The organism is Jeotgalibacillus proteolyticus (assembly GCF_050107735.1).
In the GTDB taxonomy this organism is placed as follows: Bacteria; Bacillota; Bacilli; order Bacillales; family Jeotgalibacillaceae; genus Jeotgalibacillus; species Jeotgalibacillus proteolyticus_A.
On the sequence record NZ_JBNILO010000004.1, the window covers coordinates 76945 to 101702 of the forward strand.

General features: G+C 41.6%; 27 protein-coding genes and 2 riboswitches. Of the genes, 25 read left to right on the plus strand and 2 right to left on the minus strand.

The window, feature by feature from the left end; all coding sequences use genetic code 11:
- Positions 1-759, plus strand: coding sequence for an AAA family ATPase (locus tag ACQCT8_RS07890; RefSeq protein ID WP_426870012.1), 759 nt, complete (start codon positions 1-3; stop codon positions 757-759).
- 555 nt (positions 760-1314) lie between these two features.
- Here the strand turns inward: ACQCT8_RS07890 and ACQCT8_RS07895 are convergent.
- Entirely contained in the window at positions 1315-1971 is a 657-nt protein-coding gene (locus ACQCT8_RS07895) for a VC0807 family protein (RefSeq protein ID WP_426870014.1), read from the minus strand.
- A 212-nt stretch (positions 1972-2183) separates the two neighbouring features.
- Positions 2184-2294, plus strand: a riboswitch (TPP riboswitch).
- An 83-nt stretch (positions 2295-2377) separates the two neighbouring features.
- Here ACQCT8_RS07895 and thiW point away from each other — a divergent pair.
- From thiW to ACQCT8_RS07925, 6 genes are all read left to right on the plus strand, one after another.
- Positions 2378-2866: an energy coupling factor transporter S component ThiW gene (gene thiW / locus ACQCT8_RS07900; RefSeq protein ID WP_426870016.1), complete on the plus strand. Its 489-nt coding sequence runs from the start codon at positions 2378-2380 to the stop codon at positions 2864-2866.
- A 3-nt stretch (positions 2867-2869) separates the two neighbouring features.
- A riboswitch (TPP riboswitch) is annotated at positions 2870-2961 on the plus strand.
- A 50-nt stretch (positions 2962-3011) separates the two neighbouring features.
- Positions 3012-3704 carry a thiaminase II gene (gene tenA / locus ACQCT8_RS07905; RefSeq protein ID WP_426870018.1) on the plus strand — a complete coding sequence of 231 codons (693 nt, stop codon included), beginning with the start codon at positions 3012-3014 and terminating at the stop codon, positions 3702-3704.
- Positions 3697-4521 carry a bifunctional hydroxymethylpyrimidine kinase/phosphomethylpyrimidine kinase gene (gene thiD, locus ACQCT8_RS07910; protein ID WP_426870019.1) on the plus strand — a complete coding sequence of 275 codons (825 nt, stop codon included), beginning with the start codon at positions 3697-3699 and terminating at the stop codon, positions 4519-4521. Before tenA ends, thiD begins: the two co-directional genes overlap by 8 nt.
- The gene (gene thiM, locus ACQCT8_RS07915; RefSeq protein WP_426870020.1) at positions 4499-5269 is read left to right on the plus strand and encodes a hydroxyethylthiazole kinase; all 771 of its coding nucleotides are present in this window, start codon (positions 4499-4501) and stop codon (positions 5267-5269) included. Before thiD ends, thiM begins: the two co-directional genes overlap by 23 nt.
- A 2-nt stretch (positions 5270-5271) precedes the next feature.
- Entirely contained in the window at positions 5272-5895 is a 624-nt protein-coding gene (gene thiE, locus ACQCT8_RS07920) for a thiamine phosphate synthase (RefSeq protein ID WP_426870021.1), read from the plus strand.
- Positions 5896-6140: 245 nt separating this feature from the next.
- On the plus strand, positions 6141-7631 hold the full coding sequence (locus ACQCT8_RS07925; RefSeq protein WP_426870022.1) for a BCCT family transporter: 1491 nt from the start codon (positions 6141-6143) through the stop codon (positions 7629-7631).
- A 119-nt stretch (positions 7632-7750) separates the two neighbouring features.
- Here the strand turns inward: ACQCT8_RS07925 and ACQCT8_RS07930 are convergent, their stop codons facing one another.
- Positions 7751-8683 carry an aldo/keto reductase gene (locus tag ACQCT8_RS07930; protein ID WP_426870023.1) on the minus strand — a complete coding sequence of 311 codons (933 nt, stop codon included), beginning with the start codon at positions 8681-8683 and terminating at the stop codon, positions 7751-7753.
- 261 nt (positions 8684-8944) lie between these two features.
- On the opposite strand from ACQCT8_RS07930, the gene ACQCT8_RS07935 reads away from it, so the two are divergent.
- The 18 genes from ACQCT8_RS07935 to ACQCT8_RS08020 all read left to right on the plus strand — a co-directional run bounded on the left by ACQCT8_RS07935 (position 8945) and on the right by ACQCT8_RS08020 (position 24756).
- Positions 8945-9076, plus strand: a complete 132-nt coding sequence (locus tag ACQCT8_RS07935) for a paeninodin family lasso peptide (RefSeq protein ID WP_426870024.1) — start codon at positions 8945-8947, stop codon at positions 9074-9076.
- Between the two features lie 94 nt (positions 9077-9170).
- A complete protein-coding gene (locus ACQCT8_RS07940; RefSeq protein WP_426870025.1) occupies positions 9171-9818 on the plus strand; it encodes a hypothetical protein in 648 nt (215 codons plus the stop codon).
- A gap of 151 nt (positions 9819-9969) precedes the next feature.
- Positions 9970-10716: a YveK family protein gene (locus tag ACQCT8_RS07945; RefSeq protein WP_426870026.1), complete on the plus strand. Its 747-nt coding sequence runs from the start codon at positions 9970-9972 to the stop codon at positions 10714-10716.
- Positions 10679-11338 carry a CpsD/CapB family tyrosine-protein kinase gene (locus tag ACQCT8_RS07950; RefSeq protein WP_426870027.1) on the plus strand — a complete coding sequence of 220 codons (660 nt, stop codon included), beginning with the start codon at positions 10679-10681 and terminating at the stop codon, positions 11336-11338. The genes ACQCT8_RS07945 and ACQCT8_RS07950 overlap by 38 nt, the downstream gene beginning before the upstream one ends.
- 287 nt (positions 11339-11625) lie before the next feature.
- Entirely contained in the window at positions 11626-13458 is a 1833-nt protein-coding gene (locus ACQCT8_RS07955) for a polysaccharide biosynthesis protein (protein WP_426870028.1), read from the plus strand.
- Between the two features lie 14 nt (positions 13459-13472).
- Positions 13473-14351: a UTP--glucose-1-phosphate uridylyltransferase GalU gene (gene galU / locus ACQCT8_RS07960; RefSeq protein ID WP_426870029.1), complete on the plus strand. Its 879-nt coding sequence runs from the start codon at positions 13473-13475 to the stop codon at positions 14349-14351.
- An 18-nt stretch (positions 14352-14369) separates the two neighbouring features.
- Complete coding sequence (locus ACQCT8_RS07965; protein WP_426870030.1) at positions 14370-15521, plus strand: glycosyltransferase family 4 protein; 1152 nt, start codon at positions 14370-14372, stop codon at positions 15519-15521.
- Positions 15506-16624, plus strand: a complete 1119-nt coding sequence (locus tag ACQCT8_RS07970; protein ID WP_426870031.1) for a glycosyltransferase family 1 protein — start codon at positions 15506-15508, stop codon at positions 16622-16624. The genes ACQCT8_RS07965 and ACQCT8_RS07970 overlap by 16 nt, the downstream gene beginning before the upstream one ends.
- Positions 16621-17508: a glycosyltransferase family 2 protein gene (locus ACQCT8_RS07975; protein WP_426870032.1), complete on the plus strand. Its 888-nt coding sequence runs from the start codon at positions 16621-16623 to the stop codon at positions 17506-17508. Before ACQCT8_RS07970 ends, ACQCT8_RS07975 begins: the two co-directional genes overlap by 4 nt.
- A gap of 24 nt (positions 17509-17532) precedes the next feature.
- Positions 17533-18606 (plus strand): EpsG family protein, encoded by a 1074-nt coding sequence (locus ACQCT8_RS07980; protein ID WP_426870033.1) that lies wholly within the window; start codon positions 17533-17535, stop codon positions 18604-18606.
- A 77-nt stretch (positions 18607-18683) separates the two neighbouring features.
- Positions 18684-19736 (plus strand): UDP-glucose 4-epimerase GalE, encoded by a 1053-nt coding sequence (gene galE, locus ACQCT8_RS07985; RefSeq protein WP_426870034.1) that lies wholly within the window; start codon positions 18684-18686, stop codon positions 19734-19736.
- A gap of 22 nt (positions 19737-19758) precedes the next feature.
- The gene (locus ACQCT8_RS07990) at positions 19759-19923 is read left to right on the plus strand and encodes a hypothetical protein (protein WP_426870035.1); all 165 of its coding nucleotides are present in this window, start codon (positions 19759-19761) and stop codon (positions 19921-19923) included.
- 18 nt (positions 19924-19941) lie between these two features.
- Positions 19942-20541: a sugar transferase gene (locus tag ACQCT8_RS07995; RefSeq protein ID WP_426870036.1), complete on the plus strand. Its 600-nt coding sequence runs from the start codon at positions 19942-19944 to the stop codon at positions 20539-20541.
- A complete protein-coding gene (locus ACQCT8_RS08000; protein WP_426870037.1) occupies positions 20531-21184 on the plus strand; it encodes an acetyltransferase in 654 nt (217 codons plus the stop codon). Before ACQCT8_RS07995 ends, ACQCT8_RS08000 begins: the two co-directional genes overlap by 11 nt.
- Before the next feature lie 51 nt (positions 21185-21235).
- Positions 21236-22369, plus strand: coding sequence for a DegT/DnrJ/EryC1/StrS family aminotransferase (locus tag ACQCT8_RS08005; protein WP_426870307.1), 1134 nt, complete (start codon positions 21236-21238; stop codon positions 22367-22369).
- Positions 22370-22393: 24 nt separating this feature from the next.
- The gene (locus ACQCT8_RS08010) at positions 22394-22732 is read left to right on the plus strand and encodes a helix-turn-helix domain-containing protein (RefSeq protein WP_426870038.1); all 339 of its coding nucleotides are present in this window, start codon (positions 22394-22396) and stop codon (positions 22730-22732) included.
- 60 nt (positions 22733-22792) lie between these two features.
- Complete coding sequence (locus ACQCT8_RS08015) at positions 22793-23536, plus strand: glycosyltransferase family 32 protein (RefSeq protein ID WP_426870039.1); 744 nt, start codon at positions 22793-22795, stop codon at positions 23534-23536.
- Positions 23533-24756, plus strand: coding sequence for a glycosyltransferase (locus ACQCT8_RS08020; protein WP_426870040.1), 1224 nt, complete (start codon positions 23533-23535; stop codon positions 24754-24756). Before ACQCT8_RS08015 ends, ACQCT8_RS08020 begins: the two co-directional genes overlap by 4 nt.
- Positions 24757-24758: the final 2 nt, after the last annotated feature.

The following is a 24758-nucleotide window of genomic DNA, read 5'->3' on the forward strand; positions in this document are numbered from 1 at the left end:
TTGGGGAAATTAACAAAAGAAGATCAATTTTTAAAAAATCTATATGTGAAAAGAAACGAAGTACCGTCGTTTGATGAATTTCCTTTTAATCTTCCTGCCGTCCGAATGCTTGATTCACTCCAATTCCACCCTAATATTACCTACATTATGGGGGAGAACGGAATGGGGAAATCAACGCTGCTAGAAGGGCTGGCAGTAGCATTGGGGTTTAATGCTGAAGGGGGATCGCTCAATTTTAATTTCTCAAGCTATGATTCCCATTCTCCCCTTCATGATTATCTGCGGGTGGGAAAAGGGGTCCTCAGACCTCAGGACAGTTTCTTTTTTCGGGCGGAAACCTTTTATAACGTAGCCACAAATATTGAAGAAATGGACCGTGATCCACTTGCCGGAAGAAGAATCATTGATAGCTTTGGAGGAGTTTCGCTGCATGAACAGTCTCACGGTGAATCATTTTTTGCAGCTTTTCTTCACCGTTTTCGGGGAGAGGGTTTGTATATTCTTGATGAGCCTGAAGCCGCACTGCCTCCATTAAGGCAATTATCCATGCTGAGCCGGATCAATGAGCTGGTGGAGCAGGGTTCGCAATTTGTGATTGCCACACACTCTCCTTTATTGATGGCTCATCCGGATGCTTGTATTTATCAGCTGACATCTGAAGGGTTAAAGGAGCAGATGCTTGAGGAGACCGAGCATTATACGATTATGAAACAGTTTTTTGAAGACAGGGAGAGGCTCTTGCATCATTTATTTAAATGAAGTTGATCATATCTATGAATAAACTGAACTAATTTCACTGGAAAATAGCATAAAAAAGGCCTGGGATAAAAGTGTCTCAGGCACTTTGATCGGTTCCCTTCGCTTCAGGCGGCGCTTTCCGCAGGGACGGCGCTGAGCCTTTTCAGGGCGCTGCCCTGTTAAAGTCTCAGCTTGCCGTCATATCCTGCAGGATGGAGGTTCATCTGCTTCCAGTAATTTTAACATAGTCAATCTCCTATATTATAACTTTTTAAGATTCTCCCCATCTTCATTATCAAAAATAAATTCAAGAGAAAATGATGCTACTGATTTACTTGGAACTACTGGTTTACCTGTAATTTAAGCAGTAATACTTGCAGCGGAATGAGGAATGAGCAAATCAATAATTTTTTGTTCTCTCTAAGTAAATCCCCTGTGCTAGTCCCCTCAAGATTAAGACTTTGAATCAACTAAATTTGCCAAAGTCCATAATGTAGCAAGCATCCCATGTCCCAAAAACCATTTGCATACCTTGTGTGGCTCGTCTGAAAAATACCATTACGGTACTTCAACTGCCTAAACCGTTTCACTATTTGGGGGAGGGATCTCCTCTTCATTTTTTTCTGCGAGGTGCCGGGTGATTTTTGATCCGATGAAAAAATAGCCTGCTGCAATCAGGGCACTGAAGATCCAGCCGGAAATGTTCATGTAGATAATGACCTGACCATAGCCATCTGCGCCATACGTATCGATGAGCCAGGCTTTTAGCGAGTTCTGCGTGACTCCCCGTAAGACAAAGAATGCCGTTAAAAGCTGAAACCAGATAAATAATCCTTTTTCTTTAAAAAGTGCTTTGCATCCCTCTCGTGGATATCCCTGGAGAAATGCGATGTCCACCATGAAATACAAGGCGAGAGGTTTTTTAAAAAGAATCGACAGCAGGTACAGACCGGCAAATGAGAAGCCTAAATAAACCTGGTTCCACAGCATGGAAAGAGCATTCTCTGACAATAGATTTACAGTAGTGCTGATCAATAGGGACGTAACAATAAAGATCCCTGCAATATTAAATTGCCGCTCTACAAAAAAACGTATGACTGTATAAATGATTGCGGGGACAGTTGAGAGGATAATAGCCCAATAGTCTCCAAGTAAGTCCCGTCCCTGGTTCCAAATAAGAAATGGGATAACTCCATAGCAAAGGATATCAAGTAAAATTATATTTTTTTTCATCGTCTCTTCGCTCCTTATGAAGGCTGTCTTTCATTAAGTAGACATTAGGGTAAAATACTTTTCCTGTGATGCAGCCTACCTATAAGTATATAACCTTCTTTTTCATATTCAAGTAACTTTTTACAGTAAAAAGCACTTCCTCACTTTGGATTTATTGCCAATTTTACGATGTTTTGTTATGATGAACCCAGCTCGTTTAAGTGCATAGATTCAATCACTACTAGGGGGGCCCGAAAATCGCGGGCTGAGAGGAAAACGAATTTTCCGACCCTTATGGACCTGATCTGGTTAGTACCAGCGTAGGGAAGTAGTCGGACGATCCATTGTCCAATTCATCTACTACTTCAAGTCAGGTCCTTCTGTGGGTCTGGCTTTTTTGTTTTGCTGAATCGATTGGAGGGAGAAAATGACACGGACAAAACGCTTGACGGTAATGGCAATGTTTGTGGCGATTGGCGTCGTGGGCGCACAATTTATCTGGTTTCCTGCTGGTGTTGCCCGGGCGTATCCTGTTCAGCATGCAGTAAATGTAATTGCTGCGATCATTCTGGGTCCTCTCCCGGCAGTCATCATTGCTTTTTTAATCGGCTTAGTGAGAAACATGCTGGGATTAGGCTCCTTGCTTGCTTTTCCAGGAGGGATGATTGGTGCTCTTTTTGCGGGGATCCTCTACAGAAGGTTTGGCCGCAAAGGATGGGCAGCAGCAGGCGAAGTTATTGGCACAGGTTTCATAGGAGCCTGGTTTGCGGTTCCTTTTGCAAAGGTGCTTATGGGAACGACATTTGCTGCATGGTTTTTCGTTCCTCCGTTTCTTATCAGCAGTGCAACTGGAGCGGCACTTGGCTGGCTTGTACTTGCAAGAGTCAGACAGGAGAGACTAATCAGAATACAGTAAAAACGGAACTGCTGGGGGTGCTAACGAAGCTGAGATTATACCCTGATGGACCTGATCTGGATTATGCCAGCGTAGGGAAGCAGCCGAATATGCTCACGGCTTAATTGGAATTCCGGCAGCTTCCTCAAAAAAAGGAGGCATTATTATGACATTTACAGAAGACCTCAGAAAAGAAAACGAAGACATTTTTTCGCTTATTTTTGACCACCCGTTTGTTCAGGGAATTGGGAAAGGTGATGTACCGGCAGAAGCCCTGGCACATTATATAAAAGCGGACTATGAATATTTAAATGCGTTTATGAAAATCTATGGAATTGCCATTTCAAAATCTTCTTCACGTGAAGACATTGCCTATTTTACTAAACAAATTGATTTTGTGCTTCATAGTGAAATCCATCCTCATAATAATTTCTGCGAGGTAATTGGCGTTTCCTATGAAGATCTGCAAGGCTATCCGCTGCCTCCAACTGCTGATCATTACATTAAGCATATGATGGCACACGCCCAGCTTGGAACGCTTGGCGAAATTATTGCTGCCCTTCTTCCATGTCCCTGGACATATTTTGAGATTGGCAGGGAATTAATTAAACAATACAGCCCGAGTGAGGATCACCCGTTTTATCCATGGATCACTTTTTACGCAGAGCAGAGGGTGGAAGATGTGGTGCTTGTAATGCGAGCAAGGCTGGACGCTCTTGCAGATTCAGCTTCTGAGCAGGAAAAACAGCAAATGAAGGAAGCTTTCCGCAAAAGCTGTCAATTGGAATGGGCTTTCTGGGAAATGGCTTTTACATGCGAAGAGTGGATCACGGAAAAGGAGGCTGCTGTCCATGAATAATCCGGCATGCGCACTCACAATAGCAGGAACGGATCCAAGCGGAGGAGCAGGAATTCAAGCCGATCTGAAAACCTTTCAGGAGCTGCGGGTTTATGGGATGTCGGTAATCACCTCGGTGGTGGCCCAGAACACGACCGGTGTAAAATCCGTCCATCATCTGCCGCTTGATATGCTGTCTCAGCAGCTTGAAGCAGTCAGCAGTGATCTGCCCATCCATGCTGTTAAAACCGGCATGATCGCAAATATTGATATGATGGAGACGATAAGGGACTGGATAAAAGATAAAAACATGCCTTATGTAATGGATCCGGTGATGATTGCGACCAGCGGAGACCCCTTAATCAATGAAAATGCAAGAGGATTTCTGCGTGACCAACTGGTTCCGCTCAGCGCTTTGGTTACTCCTAATATCTCAGAAGCAGAAGATCTTATTGGAGAACGCATCCAATCGCACGATGAGATGATGGATGCAGCAAAGAAGATTGTTCATACCCTGGGTGCAGGAGCTGCCCTGGTTAAAGGGGGACATATGGAAGGTCAAGCAGTGGATTATTTATATGAGGGTGAATCTATGTATACCTATACCTCCGAGAGAATTGAGACAAAAAACACCCACGGAACAGGCTGTACGTATTCAGCCGCCATTACAGCATTCCTGAGCAGAGGAATGGAACTGCCTGAGGCTGTTGAAAAATCAAAGAGGTTTGTGACAGCAGCTATACGCCATTCTTTTTCTCTCGGCCAGGGCAACGGCCCTACTAACCATTGGGGCATCAGGAAGGAGGAGAGCATATATGACTTCCACGATCATTCATGAAGTCAGACAAAACAAACCACTTATTCACCATTTAACCAATCAGGTCGTAATGAATTTTACTGCAAATGGCCTGTTGTCTTTTGGGGGAGTTCCCATTATGGCTAAAGCGGCGGAGGAAGCCGGAGAAATGGCTTCCAATGCAGATGGTGTACTGATCAATATTGGAACCATTATGGGAAATGATCTTGAAGCCATGATTGAAGCAGGAAAAGCTGCAAATAATAAAGGCATTCCTGTCGTTCTTGATCCTGTTGGAGTAGGAGCTACCTCGTTCAGAAAGGAAGCGATTCGACAAATTCTGAAGGAAATAACGCCGACCGTTATTAAAGGAAATGCCGGGGAAATGGCCCGGCTTGTTGATATTCCCTGGGAAATAAAAGGTGTAGACTCCGTAGGGAAAGGAAATCATGACGAAATCGCTCGAAAAGTTGCTGAGACGTATGAAACAGTTGCATTAGTTACCGGGGAAACGGATGTCATGAGCGATAGAAACGAAATGGTTTATAACCGGACCGGAAGTGCGATGTTAAGCAATGTGACTGGAACTGGATGTTTGCTGGGTTCTATTTTAACGGCTTGTTTAACTACAAGACACTCCACCCTGGACAGCAGTCTGGCAGCCGCTGCCTTTTACGGCATGGCAGCTGAATACACTGAAAAACAAGATGGAGTGATGGGAACGGGCACATTTATTCCTGTATTTTTAGATGCGCTGTCCTTTTCCCCTGAAAAATTGGAAGGAGGATGAGAATGCACTGGAATATAAACAGAATTTTACGCAAATATTTGATTATGGGCAGTCAAAACTGTGAAAGACTGCCCGAAGAAATTCTTTTGGAAGCAATTGATTCAGGTATTACAGCTTTCCAATTCCGGGAAAAAGGAGTTGGATGTCTGGGTGAAGAAGAGAAACTTCAGTTGGGGCTGAGGCTTCGGGCAATATGCAAAGAACATCACATTCCCTTTTTTATTAATGATGATATTTACCTTGCTGACCAGCTGGACGTGGATGGAATCCATGTAGGACAGGATGATATGCCGGCAGATAAGCTGAGAAGGAAATACCCCGATAAGATGATCGGTTTGTCTGTCTCAAATGACGAGGAAGTGAAAAAAAGTGATCTGAGCAGCGTAGATTATCTTGGAGCGGGACCTATGTTTCCCACTTCCTCAAAGCTGGATGCGAAGCCTGTAGCTGGCATTGAATGGATTAAACGACTTCGTGAACAGAACATTGATCTGCCTATTGTAGGGATCGGCGGCATTAATCCTGATAATGCGGATGCCGTGATTCGTGCGGGCGCTCAGGGGGTAGCGGTTATTTCTGCAATTACTTCATGTGAGAATATAAAAGAAGTGGTTAAAAAATTATAGACTCAGAAAAAGTTGAGAATTTCACAGAACAGAGAGGTTGTGACCTATTTATGTGTCCAGCTTCTTTTTTTTTTGTTTAATTCACATCTTTTTGCTGTTAAAGTGGTATACCGTATCAATTGTCTGGCTGAAATATGATTTTTAGAAAAGTTAGATTTCGTATGAAAAGCGTTTATGTGGAGGAAAATAGGGAAGAAGCAATGCTAGTACATAGGAAAGTTAGAAAAAAACAAAGAGGTGTTTTGGTGAAAAATGTAACGCTTGTATTTTGGGTTTCGCTCGCGATCTGTGCAGGGTTGGTTGCCTGGGGAGCAATTGCCCCTGCTCAGCTGGAAAACTTAACTGGAACGCTTACCGGAGAAATCTCAAAGGCCTTCGGCTGGTATTATCTTGTCATTATTATGCTAATGCTCATTTTCTGTGCGTATATCGCATTCTCACGCTTTGGTCAAATCCGGCTCGGAAAACAGGGAGAAAAACCGGAATTTTCTCTCCTCTCATGGTTTGCCATGCTCTTTAGCGCCGGCATGGGGATGGGATTGGTGTTCTGGACAACTGCAGAACCGATCTCGCATGCTTTTATTGCTACGCCCGGAGCTGAAGCAGGGTCTGACCGGGCAGTGCAGGAAGCATTGCAATATTCATTTTTTCACTGGGGCATTCACGCATGGGCAGTTTACGCGATTGTAGCACTCGTCCTGGCTTATTTTAAATTTCATAAAGGATCAAAAGGACTGATCAGTGCAACATTGATTCCGTTATTTGGTCAAAAAGCGATGGAAGGCCTGCCTGGCAAGCTGATCGATACACTGGCTGTCTTTGCCACTGTTGTCGGGGTAGCTTCTACATTGGGATTTGGCTCTGCTCAAATCAGCGGTGGGTTATCTTATTTATTCGGGACACCTGAAACGTTCACCTTTCAGTTACTGGTCCTTGCCGTAGCTACACTTTTATTTATCGGATCGGCATGGTCGGGGATCGGAAGAGGAATTAAATATCTTAGTAATATTAATATGGGACTGGCATTTGTTTTGCTTTTGATGTTAACAATCGTTGGGCCTACGCTTTATATACTTAATATGTTTACCACCACGCTCGGTGGCTACATTTCAAATTTTTTCGATATGAGTTTTCATTTAGAGCCGTTGAATCAGGATAATCGTACATGGATTAACAACTGGACGATTTTTTATTGGGCATGGTGGATTTCCTGGTCACCGTTTGTTGGGATTTTTATTGCCAGAATTTCAAAAGGACGCTCAATAAAAGAATTTATTTTAGGCGTGCTGTTTGTTCCGTCTATCGTCTGCTTTATCTTCTTTGCTGTTTTCGGAGTATCAGCATTAGATCTTGAGCAAAAAGGTATTGCTGCAATTTCTGATTTCTCACTGGAAACCGCAACCTTTGGCATGCTGGAGCAATATCCGCTTGGAACACTAATGTCAATTATTACGATTTTTGTGATTGCCATCTTTTTTATCACTTCTGCTGATTCAGCTACGTTCGTACTTGGCATGCAGACAACCGATGGCTCCATCAATCCTTCTAATTCCGTCAAAATCACGTGGGGGCTTGTGCAGTCAGCAGTAGCGGCGATCGTCGTTTATTTTGGCGGAACCGACGGACTGCAGAATCTCCTGATTATTGCCGCGCTTCCATTCTCTGTCGTCATTCTGCTGATGGGGGCCTCGTTTTATAAAACCATCAGAAAAGATCCGGCAGCTAAGAAAAGATAGGTGCGGAGTTGCACATTACCCTTGCAATGAATCGTAATTGAACCAAACAAAATGACTATGCTGAGCGCATAGTCATTTTCTGTTTCATAAAAAGGAGATTGCGTTTAACTCATTACCTATTATTGGAATATCTCGTCAATCTTAACAATTTCTACTGGAGTTAATTCAACATCGAGTGTTTTTAAGTTATCCTGAACCTGTTCAGGCGTTTTTGCTCCAGGAATTAAGGCACTAATCGAGCTGCGGGTTAAATACCAGGATAACACCAGATGAGCGACCTCTACGCCCTTTGCGTCTGCAATTTTACGCACCTGCTCCACCTTATCCAAATTGCGGAGAAATTCTTCGCCTTGAAACATGGGGTTATTAGCCCGTCCATCCTCAAACGTTGTATCCTTCGAATACTTTCCAGCGAGAAGTCCGGCTGCAAGCGGGAAATAAGGCACGAATGTAATGTTATGCTCGGATGTATAAGGGAGAAGCTCTTTTTCAGCGTCTCTTTTAAACAGATTATATTCTGATTGAAGTACATCTACGTAGCCGTCCTTATTTGCTTCCTTTAATTGCTCAAGAGAGAAATTGGACACGCCAATGCTTTTGATCTTTCCCTGTTCCTTCAGTTCCTTTAACGCTCCCACTGCTTCATCCTTTGGCGTAGTTTCATCAGGGAAATGAATATAAAATAAATCAATATAATCTGTTTGAAGACGTTTTAGTGAACTCTCAACAGCTTCTGTTAGAAATGCCGGAGAATTGTCGATAATAATTTCACCATCGACAAATTTATGTGCGCCTTTGGTAGCAAGAACAACACTCTCGCGGCGACCTTCTTCTTTAAGAACTTCACCTATCAATTCCTCTGATCGTTCAGGGCCATAAATAAAAGCAGTGTCCAGAAAATTAATGCCGTGCTGAATCGCTGTGCGAACAACTTCTTTTCCAGTCTCTTCGCTTAAATTAGGATAAATATTATGTCCGCCGACCGCGTTCGTTCCTAGCCCGATTGGATTCACAACCAAATTGGAGTTGCCAAGTTTGCTTTGATTAACCATACTGCCTATTCATCTCCTTAAACGTTTGTCATATGGTACCAAAAGGAAGAGAAGGATAAAAATGATCTGCTTTATTTAGGTATTCTGATTCACAAATGATTAGGAATTCATTAGCCAATATGTTGACAGTTTAAAAGCGAGATGATACGATTCCAGTGTGTTCTTTATAAAGAACGAAAGGGATTCATCAAGATCTTCCGCACATCTTGACCTCTATTGTTCTATATTAGGAACAATAAACTATGAGTATGGAGGGAAAAAATGAAAACTGAATGGAAAGTGCCGGTTTTGGAAGTATTGAATGTATCTCAGACGTTAAAAATTCACGATTGGGATCCTGATTGCCCACCGGGTGAAGAACCCGGGAACCCTGGAGATGTTTTAGACAGCTGATCTTTTAAATTTTTTTTTCAAGATGACAAAGGCTTTTCAATCTTAAAAAGTGAAGAAAGTCTTTGTCATACCTTAATTGAAAAAGGTGAGCACAATGTTTCAAGTAGTTAAGACAAAGAAGCAGCAAAAGCTTTTTGAAGAAACGTGGGAATACTTTTGTAAAAAGTACAGATGGATCAATGATCCCTATGCGAAAAATGGCATCCGCTACATGCTGCTTCGCCCAAAAGAAATAAAAGATAAGAATTCGATTCTGGGTACGATTGAATTTATTCCTTATGACCCTTTGAACGTAGAGAGTACAGTAGAGGGACGGTTCAAATTCTTTGATTTAAGTGAAATTAGAGAAAATCAGGACAGAGTTTGGGAGATTGATAAATTCTGTTTGCATAAAGACTTCCATCGTCTGGGATACTTTTCTTTGTTTTTTCATATATTCAATCATCATATTGATGAGAATCATCCCAAATACTATATTGCAATTGTCGAAAAAAAGCTGTGCCGTATGCTGAAAATTCTGCTGGGATCCATGGCTGCACAAGTTGGGGAACCTCTGCCAGGGCCTACGACTTCTCTTGTGCCGGTTATTATTTATATTGAAGCTATTAAAAAGAATCCCTCTCTTGTAGCCAAGCTCTTATCTCAAATCCCAAAGCCCAAGCCCACTCCCAAGAAGACCTTTCTCTCCGTGTTACCAGGAATAAAGGTAATGAAAATATTCCGATTCCGTTCGCCAAAATGAAAGAAAAAGCAAAAAATTTGTTGACATGTTCTTTATATAGAACTAAAATGTACCTATTAAGAGAACAAAGTAAAACAAAAAATTTTAAGATAGTTGTTCTTAATTAAGAAATAAGAGTTTCCTATACTATGCAAAAGTGCAGGTGATTTAAGTGGGGGAAGGCGGTATACGTAAATCTCTGGTAAGAGATATCAATCTGCTGGAGTATATGAACGTATTGAAAAAAAAATTATGGATTATTGTACTGGTTGTACTTGCAGCGACGACAGCCGGATATTACTACAGTCAATCGAATAATGTTTCTTTGTTTCAAAGCTCTACCCGCGTAATCATTTCAAGTGATAGTGAGTACATGAAAACATTAATGGTTATGATCAAAGATCCAATCATTATGGCTCAGGTCATAGAAGATCTTCAGCTTCAAATATCACCTCAAGGCCTGGCGGGCAAGATCGGTGTATCAAGAATTGATGAGTCTCAGGTCGTTCAAATTCTTGTGACAGATACGGATCCGCAGAAGGCAGCCGAAATTGCCAATGCCACCGCTCAAAGGTTTAAAGAGAGTGCCAGATCCATTTTGGCTTTTGAAGAAGTGCAGCTGCTGTCAGAAGCGACGGTCAATCCTTCACCTATAAATGAATCACAAAACAGAAGTGTCGTCATGGCGGCAGCAATTGGATTACTTGCAGGAGTCGGTCTTGCATTTTTCCTGGAGAGCCTGGATGGGACGATCCGCCGTGAAAAAGAAGTGGAAGAAATTCTGGGCATACCAGTTATCGGCATTGTGCCCAATTTAAATAAAAAGAAGTTGTTCCTCCAGAAAAAACAAATAACTATCACAAAGACAGGGGGGGAGATCGTTGATATTAAACAAAAAGCAGCCGGCAGCGACCGCTAAAAAAAGAAACCTTGTCACGTATTTGTATCCAGATTCTTTTATTTCAGATCAATTCAGAACCATCAGGACAAATATAAGGTTTATTACCGAAACAAGTAATAATAAAGTTTTTTTACTAGCCTCCCCCGGCACAGGTGAAGGAAAATCCATTACCATTGCGAATCTGGCTGCTTCAATGGCACAGCAAAAGGAAAGGATTCTCCTCATTGATGCAAATCTTAGAAGTCCGGTTTTACATACGATTTTTAAGCTGCCCAACACAAAGGGCATTACAAATATCTTAAAGCACCGGGTCCCGCTGAAAGAAGCCGTGAGCCGGACAGAGATCGGAAAACTGGACGTGCTGACGAGCGGTCCTGTCTCCTTTAATCCAGCAGAGATTATCGGTTCGGAGTTAATGCAGGATTTGTTAAAAACAGCTGTTAAGGAATACGACATGATATTGGTTGATGCCCCAAGTGTACTGGAATTCACAGAAACGAGAGTGCTCGCTCACTATTGTGATGGTGTAATCCTGCTATTTAAAAGAGCTAAAACTGAATTGGAAAAAGCTTCAGAAGCGTTGAGAGTATTAGAACTAGCCCATTCAAAAATCATCGGTGCCATTATCAATGATAAGTAGCGCACCCTATTTTTTGATCAATCCGTTCTCTATTAAGAATATTGTATTCTCAAAAATACATAGATTATGCGGTGATATCTCCTTACTGTTATCAATGGAGGTACTCGATCATGCCGTGGGTTGAAAGACCTTAGACGCGAGTCGTCGCTGGTGTGGAGTGAGGGTGGGTTGAATGCCCATATTTTAATAAAGTAATGATGTGTGCGGTTATGGAGAGGACCTTGTACATCACTACTTTATTTTTTATGCAGCAAACAGATCGACAGACTGCTGAAAGGAGGAATACAATGTCGTACAGGCAAAGGCTTTCATTATTCGTTGTCATTGATTCAATTATTGTCGTAACCGCCATTTTTATCAGCGGTTTTCTTGTGAATGGTGATGTGTATGTTTTAACGCAGCCGATCCTGCTAAGCTCGATCGTTCTGCTAACCGGGCATCTGCTGTTCTCTTGGAAATACAACCTATACAAAAAAGCATGGGAATATGCCAGTATCGGAGAATTGGTCATTGTTCTTAAAATTGTTTCATACACTCTGCTCTCAGCACTTATTCTTCAGCAAATCGTTTTGCAGGAAATTGCTTTCAGGCTTCTGGCGGTTACCTGGCTGCTTCATCTTTTATTTATTGGAGGGTCCAGGTTTGTATGGAGAATGTACAGAGATCAGGTCATTAATCCATTTCCCCATCGGAAACGGACCTTGATTATCGGTGCAGGGTCAGCTGGAACGATGGTTGCCAGGCAGCTGATTCAAAACAAGGATTGCGATTTGCTTCCGGTAGGCTTTATCGATGACAACCGTTCAAAGCAACATTTGGACATTATGGGCATACCTGTGCTTGGCGGGGTTGAGTCCATTGCAGAGACTGTAGAAAAAAGGCACATTAATAATATCGTCATCGCTATTCCCTCGCTTAGTAAAAAAGAACTCAATACCATTTTTACAGAGTGTATGAAGACTTCAGCCGATACAAAAATCCTTCCGATGCTGGAAGATCTGGTTACAGGAAAAGTCTCCGTTAACCAGGTAAGAGATGTTCAAGTTGAAGATTTGCTTGGCAGGAGCCCGGTTGAACTGGACATGGCCCTGCTTTCGGATTCAATTAAAGATAAAGTCATTTTGGTTTCAGGGGCAGGAGGATCGATCGGGTCCGAAATTTGCCGTCAGGTTTCAGCATTTTATCCTAAGCAGCTGATTTTGCTGGGGCATGGAGAAAACAGCATTTATACCATTGAAATGGAACTGAAAGAAATGTTTAAAGCCTCCCAAATTGAATTTATAACAGAGATAGCAGATTTACAGGATGCGGAGAAAATGATGGAGATTATGAGAAACTATCAGCCTGATGTAGTCTATCATGCTGCGGCTCATAAGCATGTGCCGCTAATGGAACGGAACCCTGAAGAAGCGGTTAAAAACAATATATTGGGGACAAGGAATATTGCTCAGGCAGCTGATTGGCATGGGGTGGAGACTTTTGTAATGGTATCAACGGATAAAGCAGTAAATCCAACTTCCGTTATGGGTGCCTCCAAGAAATTAGCTGAAATGATTGTCCAGCACATGGGACAGATTAGTAAAACAAGATTTGTCGCTGTGCGATTTGGCAATGTTTTGGGAAGCAGGGGAAGCGTCATTCCACATTTTAAGAGGCAAATTGAACGCGGGGGACCTGTTACCGTAACTCATCCGGATATGATTCGATATTTTATGACCATCCCGGAAGCTTCCAAGCTTGTGATTCAAGCAGGGGCTTTAGCTAAAGGGGGAGAAATATTCGTCCTTGATATGGGAGACCCGGTTAAAATAGTGGATCTGGCGAAAAACCTGATAAAGCTTTCCGGAAATTCACTTGATGAGATCCCGATCATGTTCACCGGGATCCGCCCAGGCGAAAAATTGTATGAAGAACTGCTGAAGGAAGATGAAGTTCAGGATGAACAAATCTATCCTAAAATCTACGTCGGCAAAAGCGCTGAATTGTATATGGAAGAGATCGAAACGATTCTTTCTGTCTACTCAACTCTAAGCAGAGAAGAACTGAAAGAAACCTTGCTGGAGCTGGCCAATCGCAAAGCTTCAGCCGTCCAAAAAGAAATGCTGCCTATTTCAAGTTAAAGGAGACCTGCCTCATGAAAGTAAGGAAAGCGATTATCCCGGCTGCCGGTCTTGGTACGAGGTTTTTACCGGCGACTAAAGCCATGCCGAAAGAAATGCTTCCAATCGTAGACAAACCGACCATACAGTATATCGTGGAAGAAGCCATTGAATCAGGGATTGAAGACATCATTATTGTTACAGGTAAAGGGAAAAGGGCAATAGAGGATCATTTTGATCATTCCTTTGAGCTTGAACAAACCCTTTATGAAAAAGGGAAATTTGATTTGTTGGATGAAGTTCAAAAATCCTCCAGGCTGGTAGACATTCATTACATACGACAAAAGGAGCCGAAAGGACTTGGACATGCAATCTGGTGTGCACGCAAATTCATCGGCAACGAGCCTTTTGCTGTACTTTTGGGAGATGACATTGTTCAGGCAGAAAAGCCCTGTTTAAAGCAATTAATAGAGCAATATAATCGCTACAATGCATCGATTATTGGGGTTCAGCCGGTTCGGGAAGAGGACGTCTCAAGGTATGGAATTGTAGACGGCAGTTTGATGGATGAGGGTTTATATAATGTGCGGGAGCTAGTAGAAAAGCCAAATCTAAAGGACGCACCATCCAATCTCGCAATCCTTGGACGGTATATATTAAGTCCAAAAATTATGGACATTTTAAGCAGCCAAAAGCCAGGGGCAGGAAATGAAATTCAATTAACAGATGCCATCTCTCAACTTAATAAAAAGGAAGCTGTGTACGCCTATGAATTTGAAGGCGACCGCTATGATGTAGGCGAAAAGATGGGCTTCATTCAGACAACGATTGAATTTGCTTTGAAGAGAGAGGAATTGCGCTATGATTTGCTAGCCTATTTATCCGAAATTATGGATAGGGAAAAAACAAAATAGTCGAAAGGGGGAATCGATTTGGGCGGAAAAATACTCTTCACAGCTACTGTTGATTATCATTTTAAAGCGTTTCATCTTCCTTACATGCAATGGTTTAAGGATCAGGGCTGGGAGGTTCATGTTGCAGCCAACGGCGGAATCATCTTGCCGGCAGTTGACCGCAAGTATACGATTCCAATTCAGCGTTCCCCCTTCTCTCCGAAAAATATTGGAGCTTATGTAAAGCTTAAGCGGATTTTGGACGAGGAAAAGTACGATATCGTTCACTGTCATACTCCGGTGGGAGGCCTTCTTACAAGGCTTGCGGGCAAAAATGCAAGAACAAAAGGAACGAAAATCATCTACACCGCACATGGATTTCATTTTTATAAAGGGGCCCCGCTTAAGAACTGGCTGATCTATTATCCAATAGAAAAATCCATGCTGCGCTACACAGATTGTTTAATAACAATTAATAAGGAAGATTATCGATTAGCAAAAGAACGTTTTCACATGATTCATATTGAACATGTTCATGGAGTAGGAGTAGATACAACTAAATTTATCTCTCTTGAAAAAAGTGAGAAGGTAAAGCTGAAAAAATCACTGGGCTATCAGCCTGATGATTTTTTATTATTTTATGCAGCTGAATTTAATCAAAATAAGAACCAGCAATTTCTGCTTCATGCTCTAAGTACCTTAAACCAGGATAGGGGAAATGTAAAACTGCTGCTGGCAGGAGAAGGGCCCCTGCTCGAATCATGTAAATCGCAGGCAGAGAAGCTGGGCATTCGTGAACATGTCCGTTTCTTAGGTTTCCAGGAGAATATTCAAACATGGACACAGGCGAGTGACGCAGCTGTGGCTTCGAGTTTCAGAGAAGGTCTGCCGGTAAATGTAATGGAATCAATGGCATGCGGCCTCCCGGTGGTAGCAGTGGAAAACCGGGGGCATAGGGAACTCGTTCAACATGATAAAACCGGCTGGACAGTTGCGCCTGGTGACATTCATACATTTTGCAGCAAACTTACCTTTCTCATGAATCAAGCGGAGGTAAGAGAAGAGCTTGGCGCTAACGGAAGGCAATTAGTGGTGAGCACATACAGTACGGAGAAAGTGCTGGGAGAAAAAAGATTGATTTATGAGTTGTTTATGGAAAAAGAGGAGGACACAAAATGGATGGTCCATTAAGAGTCCTGCATGCAGTTGTGAATATGAATCGCGGCGGTGCAGAAACCTTTATCATGAATTTATATCGAAACGTTGACCGCTCAAAAATTCAGTTTGATTTTCTAACTTGTTACGAAGGAGTATTTGATGAAGAGATCCGTTCAATGGGAGGCATTGTTTACCGCATCCCTTATGTCACACAGTCAGGACATTTTGCATATGTAAAAAAATTGAACCATTTCTTTCATCATCACAGGCACTACAAAATTGTTCATTCACATATGGACAAAATGAGTGGACTTGTCCTTAAAGCAGCAGCGGAGGCCGAAATTCCTGCGAGAATTGCGCATAGTCATAATACAAGCAGTGAAGGAAACTCTTTAATTAAAATGTATAAATGGATGGCAGGCAGAAATATCTCAAAATATGCAACCGACTTTTACGCGTGTTCATCTAAAGCGGCAGCATGGCTATTTCCACATCATTCAAAAACCTATTCTATTATAAAAAACGGAATAGAAAGTGAACGCTTTGAATTCTCTTTGGAAAACAGAAAAGAGGTTAGAAGATCTCTTCAACTGAAGGAAGATTCTTTCGTGGTTGGCCATATAGGAAGATTTAATAAACAAAAAAATCATCTGTTTTTGTTGGATGTTTTCCATGAAACACATAAGAACCATCCGGAGGCACACCTGTTATTAGTAGGAACCGGAACTTTACAATCTAAAATCGAACAAAAAATAAAATTGCTGGGAATAGAGGATAGAGTTCGCTTACTTGGTGTTCGCAACGACATTCCTCAGCTGCTGCAGGCCATTGATGTTTTTGCTTTTCCTTCTTTGCATGAAGGTTTGCCCGTTACGCTTATAGAGGCGCAGTGTTCTGGTGTACCATGCGTAATTTCCAATAATATTACACAGGAAGTTGATTTGGGATGCGGGTTAATTACGAGACATCCCATTGAGGAACCAAAGGTATGGGCAAGCGCATTATTATCAATCAGTCAATCGAATCAGATCAGAAAATCTCAAGCTAAGCTGATTAGTATGCATGGTTACAATATACAAAACACAGCTAGCGTCACTGAAAACTCCTATTTAAAACTGGGAGGGATGAGCGGGTGAAGACCTTAACCATTTTTACACCTTCCTATAATCGTGCTTATTGTTTAAATCAATGCTATGAAAGTTTAACTAATCAGTCAAATAAAGATTTTATCTGGCTGATTATTGATGATGGATCAACTGATTTTACTAAAGAGTTGGTAGATGAATGGATAAAAGAAGAGAAAATTGAGATTCAGTACCACTTTCAAGAAAACCAAGGCATGCATGGAGCTCATAATACTGCCTATGACTTAATTGCTACAGAGTTAAATGTCTGCATCGACTCCGATGATTGGATGCCCGCTGACGCAGTAGAAAAAATTCTTGGGTGTTGGGAAAAGTTTGGGAGCGATGAAGTCAGCGGTCTGGTAGGGTTGGATTCATTTCAAGATGGTAAGGTAATCGGAACTCCGCTGCCCTCTCATTTGAAACAATCTACTTTGTTTGATTTATATGCCCGGCATGGCGTAAAAGGAGATAAAAAACTGGTGTACCGCTCGGATCTTACTAAGCGGCATCCTTATCCTCTATTTGAAGGAGAAAAATATGTAGGACTAGCCTATAAATATTATCTTCTTGATCAAGATTTTGAACTGCTGATCCTGAATGAGGTGATATGCACGGTAGAATATTTACCGGATGGTTCTTCAAGGAATATGTTTAACCAATATGTTAAGAATCCTCTTGGATTTGCTTTTTATCGTAGAGAATTAATGAAACTCCCCTTTGTAAGTGCTGCTTTTAAGTTCAGACAAGCGATCCATTACGTATCAAGCAGCATGATGAGCAGAAATAAAGATTTTTTAAAAGAGTCACCTGATCCAGTATTAACAATTTTAGCCATTCCTTTAGGTGCCTTGCTTTATTTATACATTTCTGCAAAATCCACAGCAGCTTTATGATTGTTGTTAAAGGAAGGGTAAACAATGACCATTCTTTGGATAAATCTTCTACTCGTTTTCATGTTTGCTTTCTTTTCCCGATATGCGGCTGTACCAGCGGGACATCCAAATGCAGCCATTCCGGTTCATGCAAACAAACTGCTAGTCATCCTAGCAGCCTTAACCCTGGTTGTTGTATCCGGTTTACGATCAAACATTGGCGATACATTTAATTATGTAAATATTTATACCGACAATCATTTTACATTGGATTATGTCCTAGCCAACAAAGACATCGGATTTGGACTCCTGCAGATGTTTTTGCAGCAAATCTCAAGAGATCCTCAAATCATGATATTTACGACTGCTTTACTTACAAATGTATTAATTGTGATGGTCTTATTTCGTTATTCAAGGATGATCGAATTAAGCCTATTTGTTTATATTACGGGCGGGCTATTCCTTATTTCGATGAACGGAATCAGACAGACATTGGCTGCTGCGCTGGCATTTTGTGCAACCAAATTTTTAATTAATGGGAATTTTGCAGGGTACGCCACTGTTGTAGTCCTTGCTTCTTTTATTCACCAAAGTGCACTGGTCCTGCTGCCGATCTACTTTATTGTCCGTACAAGACCTTGGTCAAAAGCAACAATCGGAGTCATACTGCTGTCAGTCGCTGCTGTTATTGGATTTGAACAATTTACTTCCATTCTCTTCACAGCACTTGAAGATACCCAGTATGCCGCCTATAAGGACTTCGATGAAGGAGGAGCCAATGCCCTGCGTGTACTGGTCAGTGGTGTACCGCTTTTAATCGCTTACTTAGGGAGAGACAAGCTTAAGACTATTTTTCCTCAAAGTGACGTTATTGTAAATATGGCGTTGCTCAGTGTCGTGTTTATGGTGGTCTCTACACAGAGTTGGATCTTTGCACGATTTTCAATCTATTTTAATTTGTATCAGCTCATTCTTATTTCCTGGATTGTAAAACTATTTAGAGAAAAGGATGAGAAATTTATTTATTTTATGATACTTGTTTTGTATCTTGCCTTTTACTATTACGAAAATGTTGTCAGTCTGAACATTTTATACAAAAGCAATTTTTTATACTTTTAGAGAAACATGTCGTGACTTTGGCTAAGCCAAGGTTATTTTTTATGTGTAAAAGATGATTTCTGAAGGAGGAGTTGCTGTTGACCATATTAGTAACAGGCGGCGCAGGCTATATCGGCAGTCATACATGTGTAGAACTTTTAAATGAAGGCTACGACATCATCGTTGCAGATAATTTCAGCAACAGCCATCCGGAATCACTCAAGAGGGCAGCGGAATTGACAGGGAAATTGTTCAGAGTCGTTCAGCTGGATCTTCAGGACAAAGGACAGGTTGAAGAGCTATTTTCTGAAAATGAGATCGAAGCAGTTATTCATTTTGCAGCGTTCAAAGCAGTAGGAGAATCGGTGGTAAATCCACTTAAATACTATCAGAATAATCTAGCGGGAACGATGGTATTGCTTGAAGCAATGGACCGTTTTAATGTAAAAAAACTGGTCTTCAGTTCTTCAGCAACGGTTTATGGAAAAGAAGCGAACATACCTATTACAGAAAACGAGGAGATAGGTGCAGCTAACCCATATGGTCGTACAAAGCAGATGATTGAAGAAATGCTAAGCGATTTGTTTCAATCTGACCCCAAATGGAGCATTGCTGTGCTGCGCTACTTTAATCCGATCGGTGCCCACAAAAGCGGTCGCATCGGAGAAGATCCATCAGGCGTACCCAATAATTTACTGCCGTATATTGCACAGGTTGCGATAGGAAGAAGAGATCAGCTCATTATTCATGGTGACGACTATGAAACGAAGGATGGGACAGGAATCAGGGATTACATTCATGTAGTGGATTTAGCCAAAGGCCATTTAAAAGCGCTCGAGAAAATTTCATTTAACCCTATATATGAAACCTATAATCTGGGAACCGGAAAAGGCTACAGCGTGCTTGAGGTAGTTGACGCATTTCAAAGAGCGTGCGGCAGACCCATTCCTTACACGATTGGAAGCAGGCGGGCCGGAGACTCAGCAGTGTGCTACGCAGATGCAACAAAAGCGAAAAACGAGCTTAATTGGGCCGCCGCTATTGAAATAGATGAGATGTGCGAGGACATATGGAGATGGCAGCAGCAAAACCCAGAAGGATACGCAAGCGTCGAAGCGACAGCTGGTGTGAAAGAAGCAACAGGCGCATAGAACAGGCGAAAGGACGTTTCAAATGCCAAACTATTCAATTCTGACCGAACAGCAACTTTTGGATTTGCTGGTCACATGCTTGCGAAAAGGAAATCAGGATTCATCGCTCTCATTGGAATCCATGGTGAAAGAAATTGAATACAGGATGCTGAACAGCGGGGCTCCTCAGTTGAAAAGAACATATTAACGTAAGGACAGGATGCATATGAAACGATTAATGGATATCATGTTATCTCTCATTCTGCTGGCGGTGTTTTCTCCGATCATGCTTGTTGTGGCGGCAATCATAGCAGTGAAAATGGGCCGGCCGGTTATTTTTACTCAGCAGCGTCCGGGATTGCATGGAAAACCGTTTGACGTCATCAAATTCAGAACGATGTTAAACGCAGTGGATTCAAAAGGTCAGCTTCTTTCTGATGAGGAAAGACTGACCCCTACTGGAAAGTGGATTCGGAAGTATAGTCTGGATGAATTGCCGCAGCTGATGAATGTACTGAACGGTTCAATGAGTCTGGTAGGTCCCAGACCGCTGCTGATGGAATACCTGCCGCTTTACTCAAACGAACAGCTTGTACGGCATCATGTGCGGCCGGGAGTGACCGGGTGGGCACAAATTAACGGAAGAAACGCCATTGAGTGGGAGGAGAAATTCTCTATGGATCTATGGTACGTCAAACATCAATCCCTTTGGCTGGATAGTAAAATCATGCTGATTACAGTGAAAAAAGTGTTTAAAAAAGAAGGGGTAACTCAACGTCATCACGCTACCGCAGAAAGATTCACGGGCTCAAAAGATGCGGGCTGATCAAAAGCTGATTGTAATAGGCGACGGCGGCCACAGCAGCGTTATTCAGGATCTGATTGATTGCAGAGCCTATTCCATCCTGGCAATTTTAGATGACCGCTATTCAACCAGCTTTGTGCAGGACGGAATTCTTCGAGGTCCAGTTGATGCACTGGGAGAATTTTTTCAAAAGGACGCAAAGCTGGTCATGGCAATCGGCAGCAATGACATACGAAAAAAAGTAGTGGAACGAATCGGAATGACTGCAGACATGTACGCTACATTGATTCATCCTTCCTCTTTTGTAAGCAAACGGGCGGTAGTGGAGCCGGGTACGGTGGTAATGCCTAATGCAGTCATTAATGCAGGTGCAATTATTGGTGCACATTCGATCATTAACACAGGAAGCATTGTTGAGCATGACTGCTGTCTGGCTCCATACGTCCATGTATGTCCCGGTTCCACGCTGACAGGCGCTGTTACTGTAGGTGAAGGCACCCAGATTTCAGCGGGAGCGACGCTCGTTCCGGGAGTCAGCATTGGAGAGTGGTCCGTTATTGCAGCAGGAGCTGTTGTCACACAATCGATACCCGCTTACAGGATGGCAGCAGGTTGTCCGGCTAATATAAAAAAGAGAATCGACAGCAGAGAGCGGATTTTGTAGAAAGGGGCATGAACTTTGAAAAATTCAAAAATATATCTTTCACCGCCGCATATGAGCGGGAACGAACAGGATCTGATTAAGGAAGCTTTCGAAACAAATTGGATTGCACCACTGGGACCTCATGTAGACGCATTTGAACAGGAGGTGGCATCATTTGTAGGGAAGAAAGCAGCTGTGGCAGTAGTTTCCGGAACTGCCGCCATACATTTATCGTTGGCCCTTCTGGATATTAAGTCAGGAGATAAGGTCTTTTGTTCTTCCCTCACCTTTGTCGCAAGTGCCAACCCGATTCTTTACCAGGGAGCCGAACCTGTTTTCATTGATTCAGAGCCCGAGACATGGAATATGTCACCTCATGCATTGGAGCGGGCAATGGAAGAGTATTATTTACAAAATAATCTTCCAAAAGCAGTGATTGTGGTCAATCTTTACGGGCAAAGTGCCAAAATGGATGAAATCATCGAAATATGTGACCGATTTGAGGTCCCGATTGTGGAGGATGCGGCAGAATCATTTGGATCTACCTATAAGGGAAAGCCAAGCGGAAGCTTTGGGAAGTATGGAGTGTTCTCTTTTAACGGCAATAAAATTATCACAACCTCAGGGGGAGGGATGCTGGTATCAGACGATGAAGAAGCGATCGAACGTGCACGGTTTCTCGCCACTCAGGCAAGAGATCAGGCTTCCCATTATCAGCACAGCCAAATGGGCTACAACTATCGAATGAGCAATATTTTAGCTGGCCTGGGGATTGCACAGCTGCAAGTACTTGAGCTTCGGGTAGCCGCACGCAGAAAGATTTTCAATCGCTATCAAAAAGAGTTAGGAACCCTACCGGGAGTAACGTTCATGCCGGAGCTGGAGCAAACCAAAACCAATCGTTGGCTATCTGCTCTTACGATTGACGAGGAGCTAACCAGCGTCTCCGTTAAGCAGATTCTTACACACTTGGAGAAGAATAATATAGAAGCAAGACAAGTATGGAAGCCGCTTCATCTGCAGCCGCTCTTTGAAGAAAATAAATATTTTCCTCATAGCAACGAGGAGAGCATTTCAGATAATTTGTTCAATACCGGCATCTGTTTGCCATCGGGCTCAAATCTGACAGAGGATGATCAAACGAGAGTCATTGAACAATTTAAAGAAGCGCTGCAAAACGCTGTGGTAAACCAGGTTGTCCTATAAATAAGAAACAATGGGGTACTTAAGATGATTGGGAAAAACATCATACAACTACGAAAAGAAAAAGGATTAACCTTATCCGAGCTTGCTGAAAGAGCAGGGGTCTCAAAATCATATTTAAGCAATATTGAACGGAATCTCAAACATAATCCTTCCATTCATGTAATGGAGAAAATATCTTCTGTCCTGGGAGTGGAGTTAAAATTTTTATTAGATGAATCATCCAGTGAGCGCATTTCTGAGGATTACAAATTCAATCAGTTTTGGAATGAATTAAAGGAAAATGTGACGACAGAGGAAGAACTTAGGGAGTATCAATTGGTGCTGGAGTTTATGAAGTGGAGAAAGATTCAAAAAAACTCGTAAATACAAATTAACTATTTGGATCTTGCCACTTCATTTGAAAAGGAGGCTTACTCGCTGGAAATGACTACTATACCGAAACGCATCCATTATTGCTGGTTTGGTAAAAAAGAGAAACCCAAAATGGTTAAAAATTGTATGAAAAGCTGGAAGAAGCATTTACACGATTATGAAATAGTGGAATGGAACGAAGAAAATTTTAATGTAAACCAACATCCATTTGTAAAAGAAGCGTATGACAATGGAAATTATGCATTCGTGAGCGATTATGTCCGCGTCTATAGTCTCTATTCATTAGGTGGAATCTATCTCGATACGGATGTAGAAGTATTTAAAGCTTTCGATGATTTACTTTATCAGGATTCATTCTGGGGCTTTGAGCAGGAAAATTATATTGCGACCAGCACAATAGGCGCAGCTAAAGGCAATAAACTAATTAAATTATTTCTTGATTCATATAAGCACAAAAAATTTTTTAAAGAAGACGGTACCATGGATACGCTGACAAATGTGGCTATTGTTACAAAAATCATCAAAGACTTAGGAGTCGAAATGAATGGAGATTATCAGGAAATTGAAGGGATAGGAAGCTTTTATCCTCAAACCTATTTTTCACCCTATGACTATATTAATTGCAGAAGTTTCAAATCTCAATATACGTACACACTGCACCATTTTTATAAAAGCTGGCTGCCGCCGAAAACGAGATTGAAAGGAACGATTAAGACGCTTTCTTCAAAGATTATAGGGGGAGAGAATATTTACCGAATCAGAATCGCTTTAGGGTCTCCAAGGAGACAGTCATGAAAAATATGTTAATTGCTTCTTTTGATATGGAAATTGGCGGTGTGGAAAGAAGCTTAATAAATATGCTTGAACATTTTGATTATAACAATTACAAAGTGGATCTTATGCTTTATAAGCACCAAGGAGAATTGCTGCCTCTGATCCCTAAAAAAATAACGTTGCTTAGGGAAATTCCTCAGTACTCAACTTTTAGAAAATCAGTTAAAGAAATATTTCAAGATAAGCATATAAAAATTGGAATCTCCAGAGTGTTATCGAAAATGCATACAAACGCAAAACGGAAGCAAATTGCCGAACCGGGTTACTATCAAATGCAATTAATGTGGAAGTATGCTCTTCCCTTTTTGCCTGAAATTGATAAAGAATATGAAATTGCAATCAGCTATCTTTGGCCACACTATTTCGTAGCGGAAAAAATAAAAGCTAAAAAGAAAATTGCGTGGATTCATACGGATTATTCCACGATCGAAACAGACATTAAATTGGATTTGGAAATGTGGGGAAGGTTTAACCACATCATCGCTGTATCAGAAGCATGCAAAAAATCGTTTCTACTAAAATATCCTGCATTAAAAGAAAAAGTAACAGTGGTTGAGAATATAACATCTCCAAAACTCATAAGAGAAATGGCTGAAGAAGATATAGATAATCCTCTTGAGAATGATAACAGGTTCAAACTGGTAACGGTTGCGAGGCTTTCTCATGCAAAGGGAATTGATAATGCCGTTAAAGCATTAAAAATTTTGATGGAAAGAGGCTTAACACATATAGTATGGTACATCGTTGGGTACGGAGGAGAAGAAGAGGTAATTAAAAGCTTGATTGCTAAGAATAAGCTTGAAAATCATTTTATTTTACTAGGAAAAAAAACAAATCCTTATCCTTTCATTAAATCTGCTGACCTTTATGTACAGCCTTCACGCTATGAAGGAAAAGCGGTCACTGTATCAGAGGCTCAAATACTTGGAAAACCTGTTATGATCACCAATTATACTACTGCCTCCAGTCAAGTTAGAAACGGAGTAGATGGCTATATTTGCGAGTTGTCAATTGAAGGGATTGCGGATGGAGTTGAGTACTTCATACATCACCCCAAAGCAATAAAAAATATTATGAGCAACTGTAAAGAAATTAACTTTAATAATGAGAACGAATTAGACACCCTTTATACGTTAATAGAACAAGTTTCCAACAAAAAAGTATTGGATGATGTTCTTTAAGA

What these genes read in the sequence shown, in the direction of transcription:
- ACQCT8_RS07895 (WP_426870014.1), bottom strand. Translation starts at nt 1,971, where the DNA reads ATGAAAAAAAATATAATTTTACTTGATATCCTTTGCTATGGAGTTATC.
- thiW (WP_426870016.1), top strand. Translation starts at nt 2,378, where the DNA reads ATGACACGGACAAAACGCTTGACGGTAATGGCAATGTTTGTGGCGATT.
- tenA (WP_426870018.1), top strand. Translation starts at nt 3,012, where the DNA reads ATGACATTTACAGAAGACCTCAGAAAAGAAAACGAAGACATTTTTTCG.
- thiD (WP_426870019.1), top strand. Translation starts at nt 3,697, where the DNA reads ATGAATAATCCGGCATGCGCACTCACAATAGCAGGAACGGATCCAAGC.
- thiM (WP_426870020.1), top strand. Translation starts at nt 4,499, where the DNA reads ATGACTTCCACGATCATTCATGAAGTCAGACAAAACAAACCACTTATT.
- thiE (WP_426870021.1), top strand. Translation starts at nt 5,272, where the DNA reads ATGCACTGGAATATAAACAGAATTTTACGCAAATATTTGATTATGGGC.
- ACQCT8_RS07930 (WP_426870023.1), bottom strand. Translation starts at nt 8,683, where the DNA reads ATGGTTAATCAAAGCAAACTTGGCAACTCCAATTTGGTTGTGAATCCA.
- ACQCT8_RS07935 (WP_426870024.1), top strand. Translation starts at nt 8,945, where the DNA reads ATGAAAACTGAATGGAAAGTGCCGGTTTTGGAAGTATTGAATGTATCT.
- ACQCT8_RS07940 (WP_426870025.1), top strand. Translation starts at nt 9,171, where the DNA reads ATGTTTCAAGTAGTTAAGACAAAGAAGCAGCAAAAGCTTTTTGAAGAA.
- ACQCT8_RS07955 (WP_426870028.1), top strand. Translation starts at nt 11,626, where the DNA reads ATGTCGTACAGGCAAAGGCTTTCATTATTCGTTGTCATTGATTCAATT.
- galU (WP_426870029.1), top strand. Translation starts at nt 13,473, where the DNA reads ATGAAAGTAAGGAAAGCGATTATCCCGGCTGCCGGTCTTGGTACGAGG.
- ACQCT8_RS07970 (WP_426870031.1), top strand. Translation starts at nt 15,506, where the DNA reads ATGGATGGTCCATTAAGAGTCCTGCATGCAGTTGTGAATATGAATCGC.
- ACQCT8_RS07980 (WP_426870033.1), top strand. Translation starts at nt 17,533, where the DNA reads ATGACCATTCTTTGGATAAATCTTCTACTCGTTTTCATGTTTGCTTTC.
- ACQCT8_RS07990 (WP_426870035.1), top strand. Translation starts at nt 19,759, where the DNA reads ATGCCAAACTATTCAATTCTGACCGAACAGCAACTTTTGGATTTGCTG.
- ACQCT8_RS07995 (WP_426870036.1), top strand. Translation starts at nt 19,942, where the DNA reads ATGAAACGATTAATGGATATCATGTTATCTCTCATTCTGCTGGCGGTG.
- ACQCT8_RS08000 (WP_426870037.1), top strand. Translation starts at nt 20,531, where the DNA reads ATGCGGGCTGATCAAAAGCTGATTGTAATAGGCGACGGCGGCCACAGC.
- ACQCT8_RS08005 (WP_426870307.1), top strand. Translation starts at nt 21,236, where the DNA reads ATGAGCGGGAACGAACAGGATCTGATTAAGGAAGCTTTCGAAACAAAT.
- ACQCT8_RS08010 (WP_426870038.1), top strand. Translation starts at nt 22,394, where the DNA reads ATGATTGGGAAAAACATCATACAACTACGAAAAGAAAAAGGATTAACC.
- ACQCT8_RS08015 (WP_426870039.1), top strand. Translation starts at nt 22,793, where the DNA reads ATGACTACTATACCGAAACGCATCCATTATTGCTGGTTTGGTAAAAAA.
- ACQCT8_RS08020 (WP_426870040.1), top strand. Translation starts at nt 23,533, where the DNA reads ATGAAAAATATGTTAATTGCTTCTTTTGATATGGAAATTGGCGGTGTG.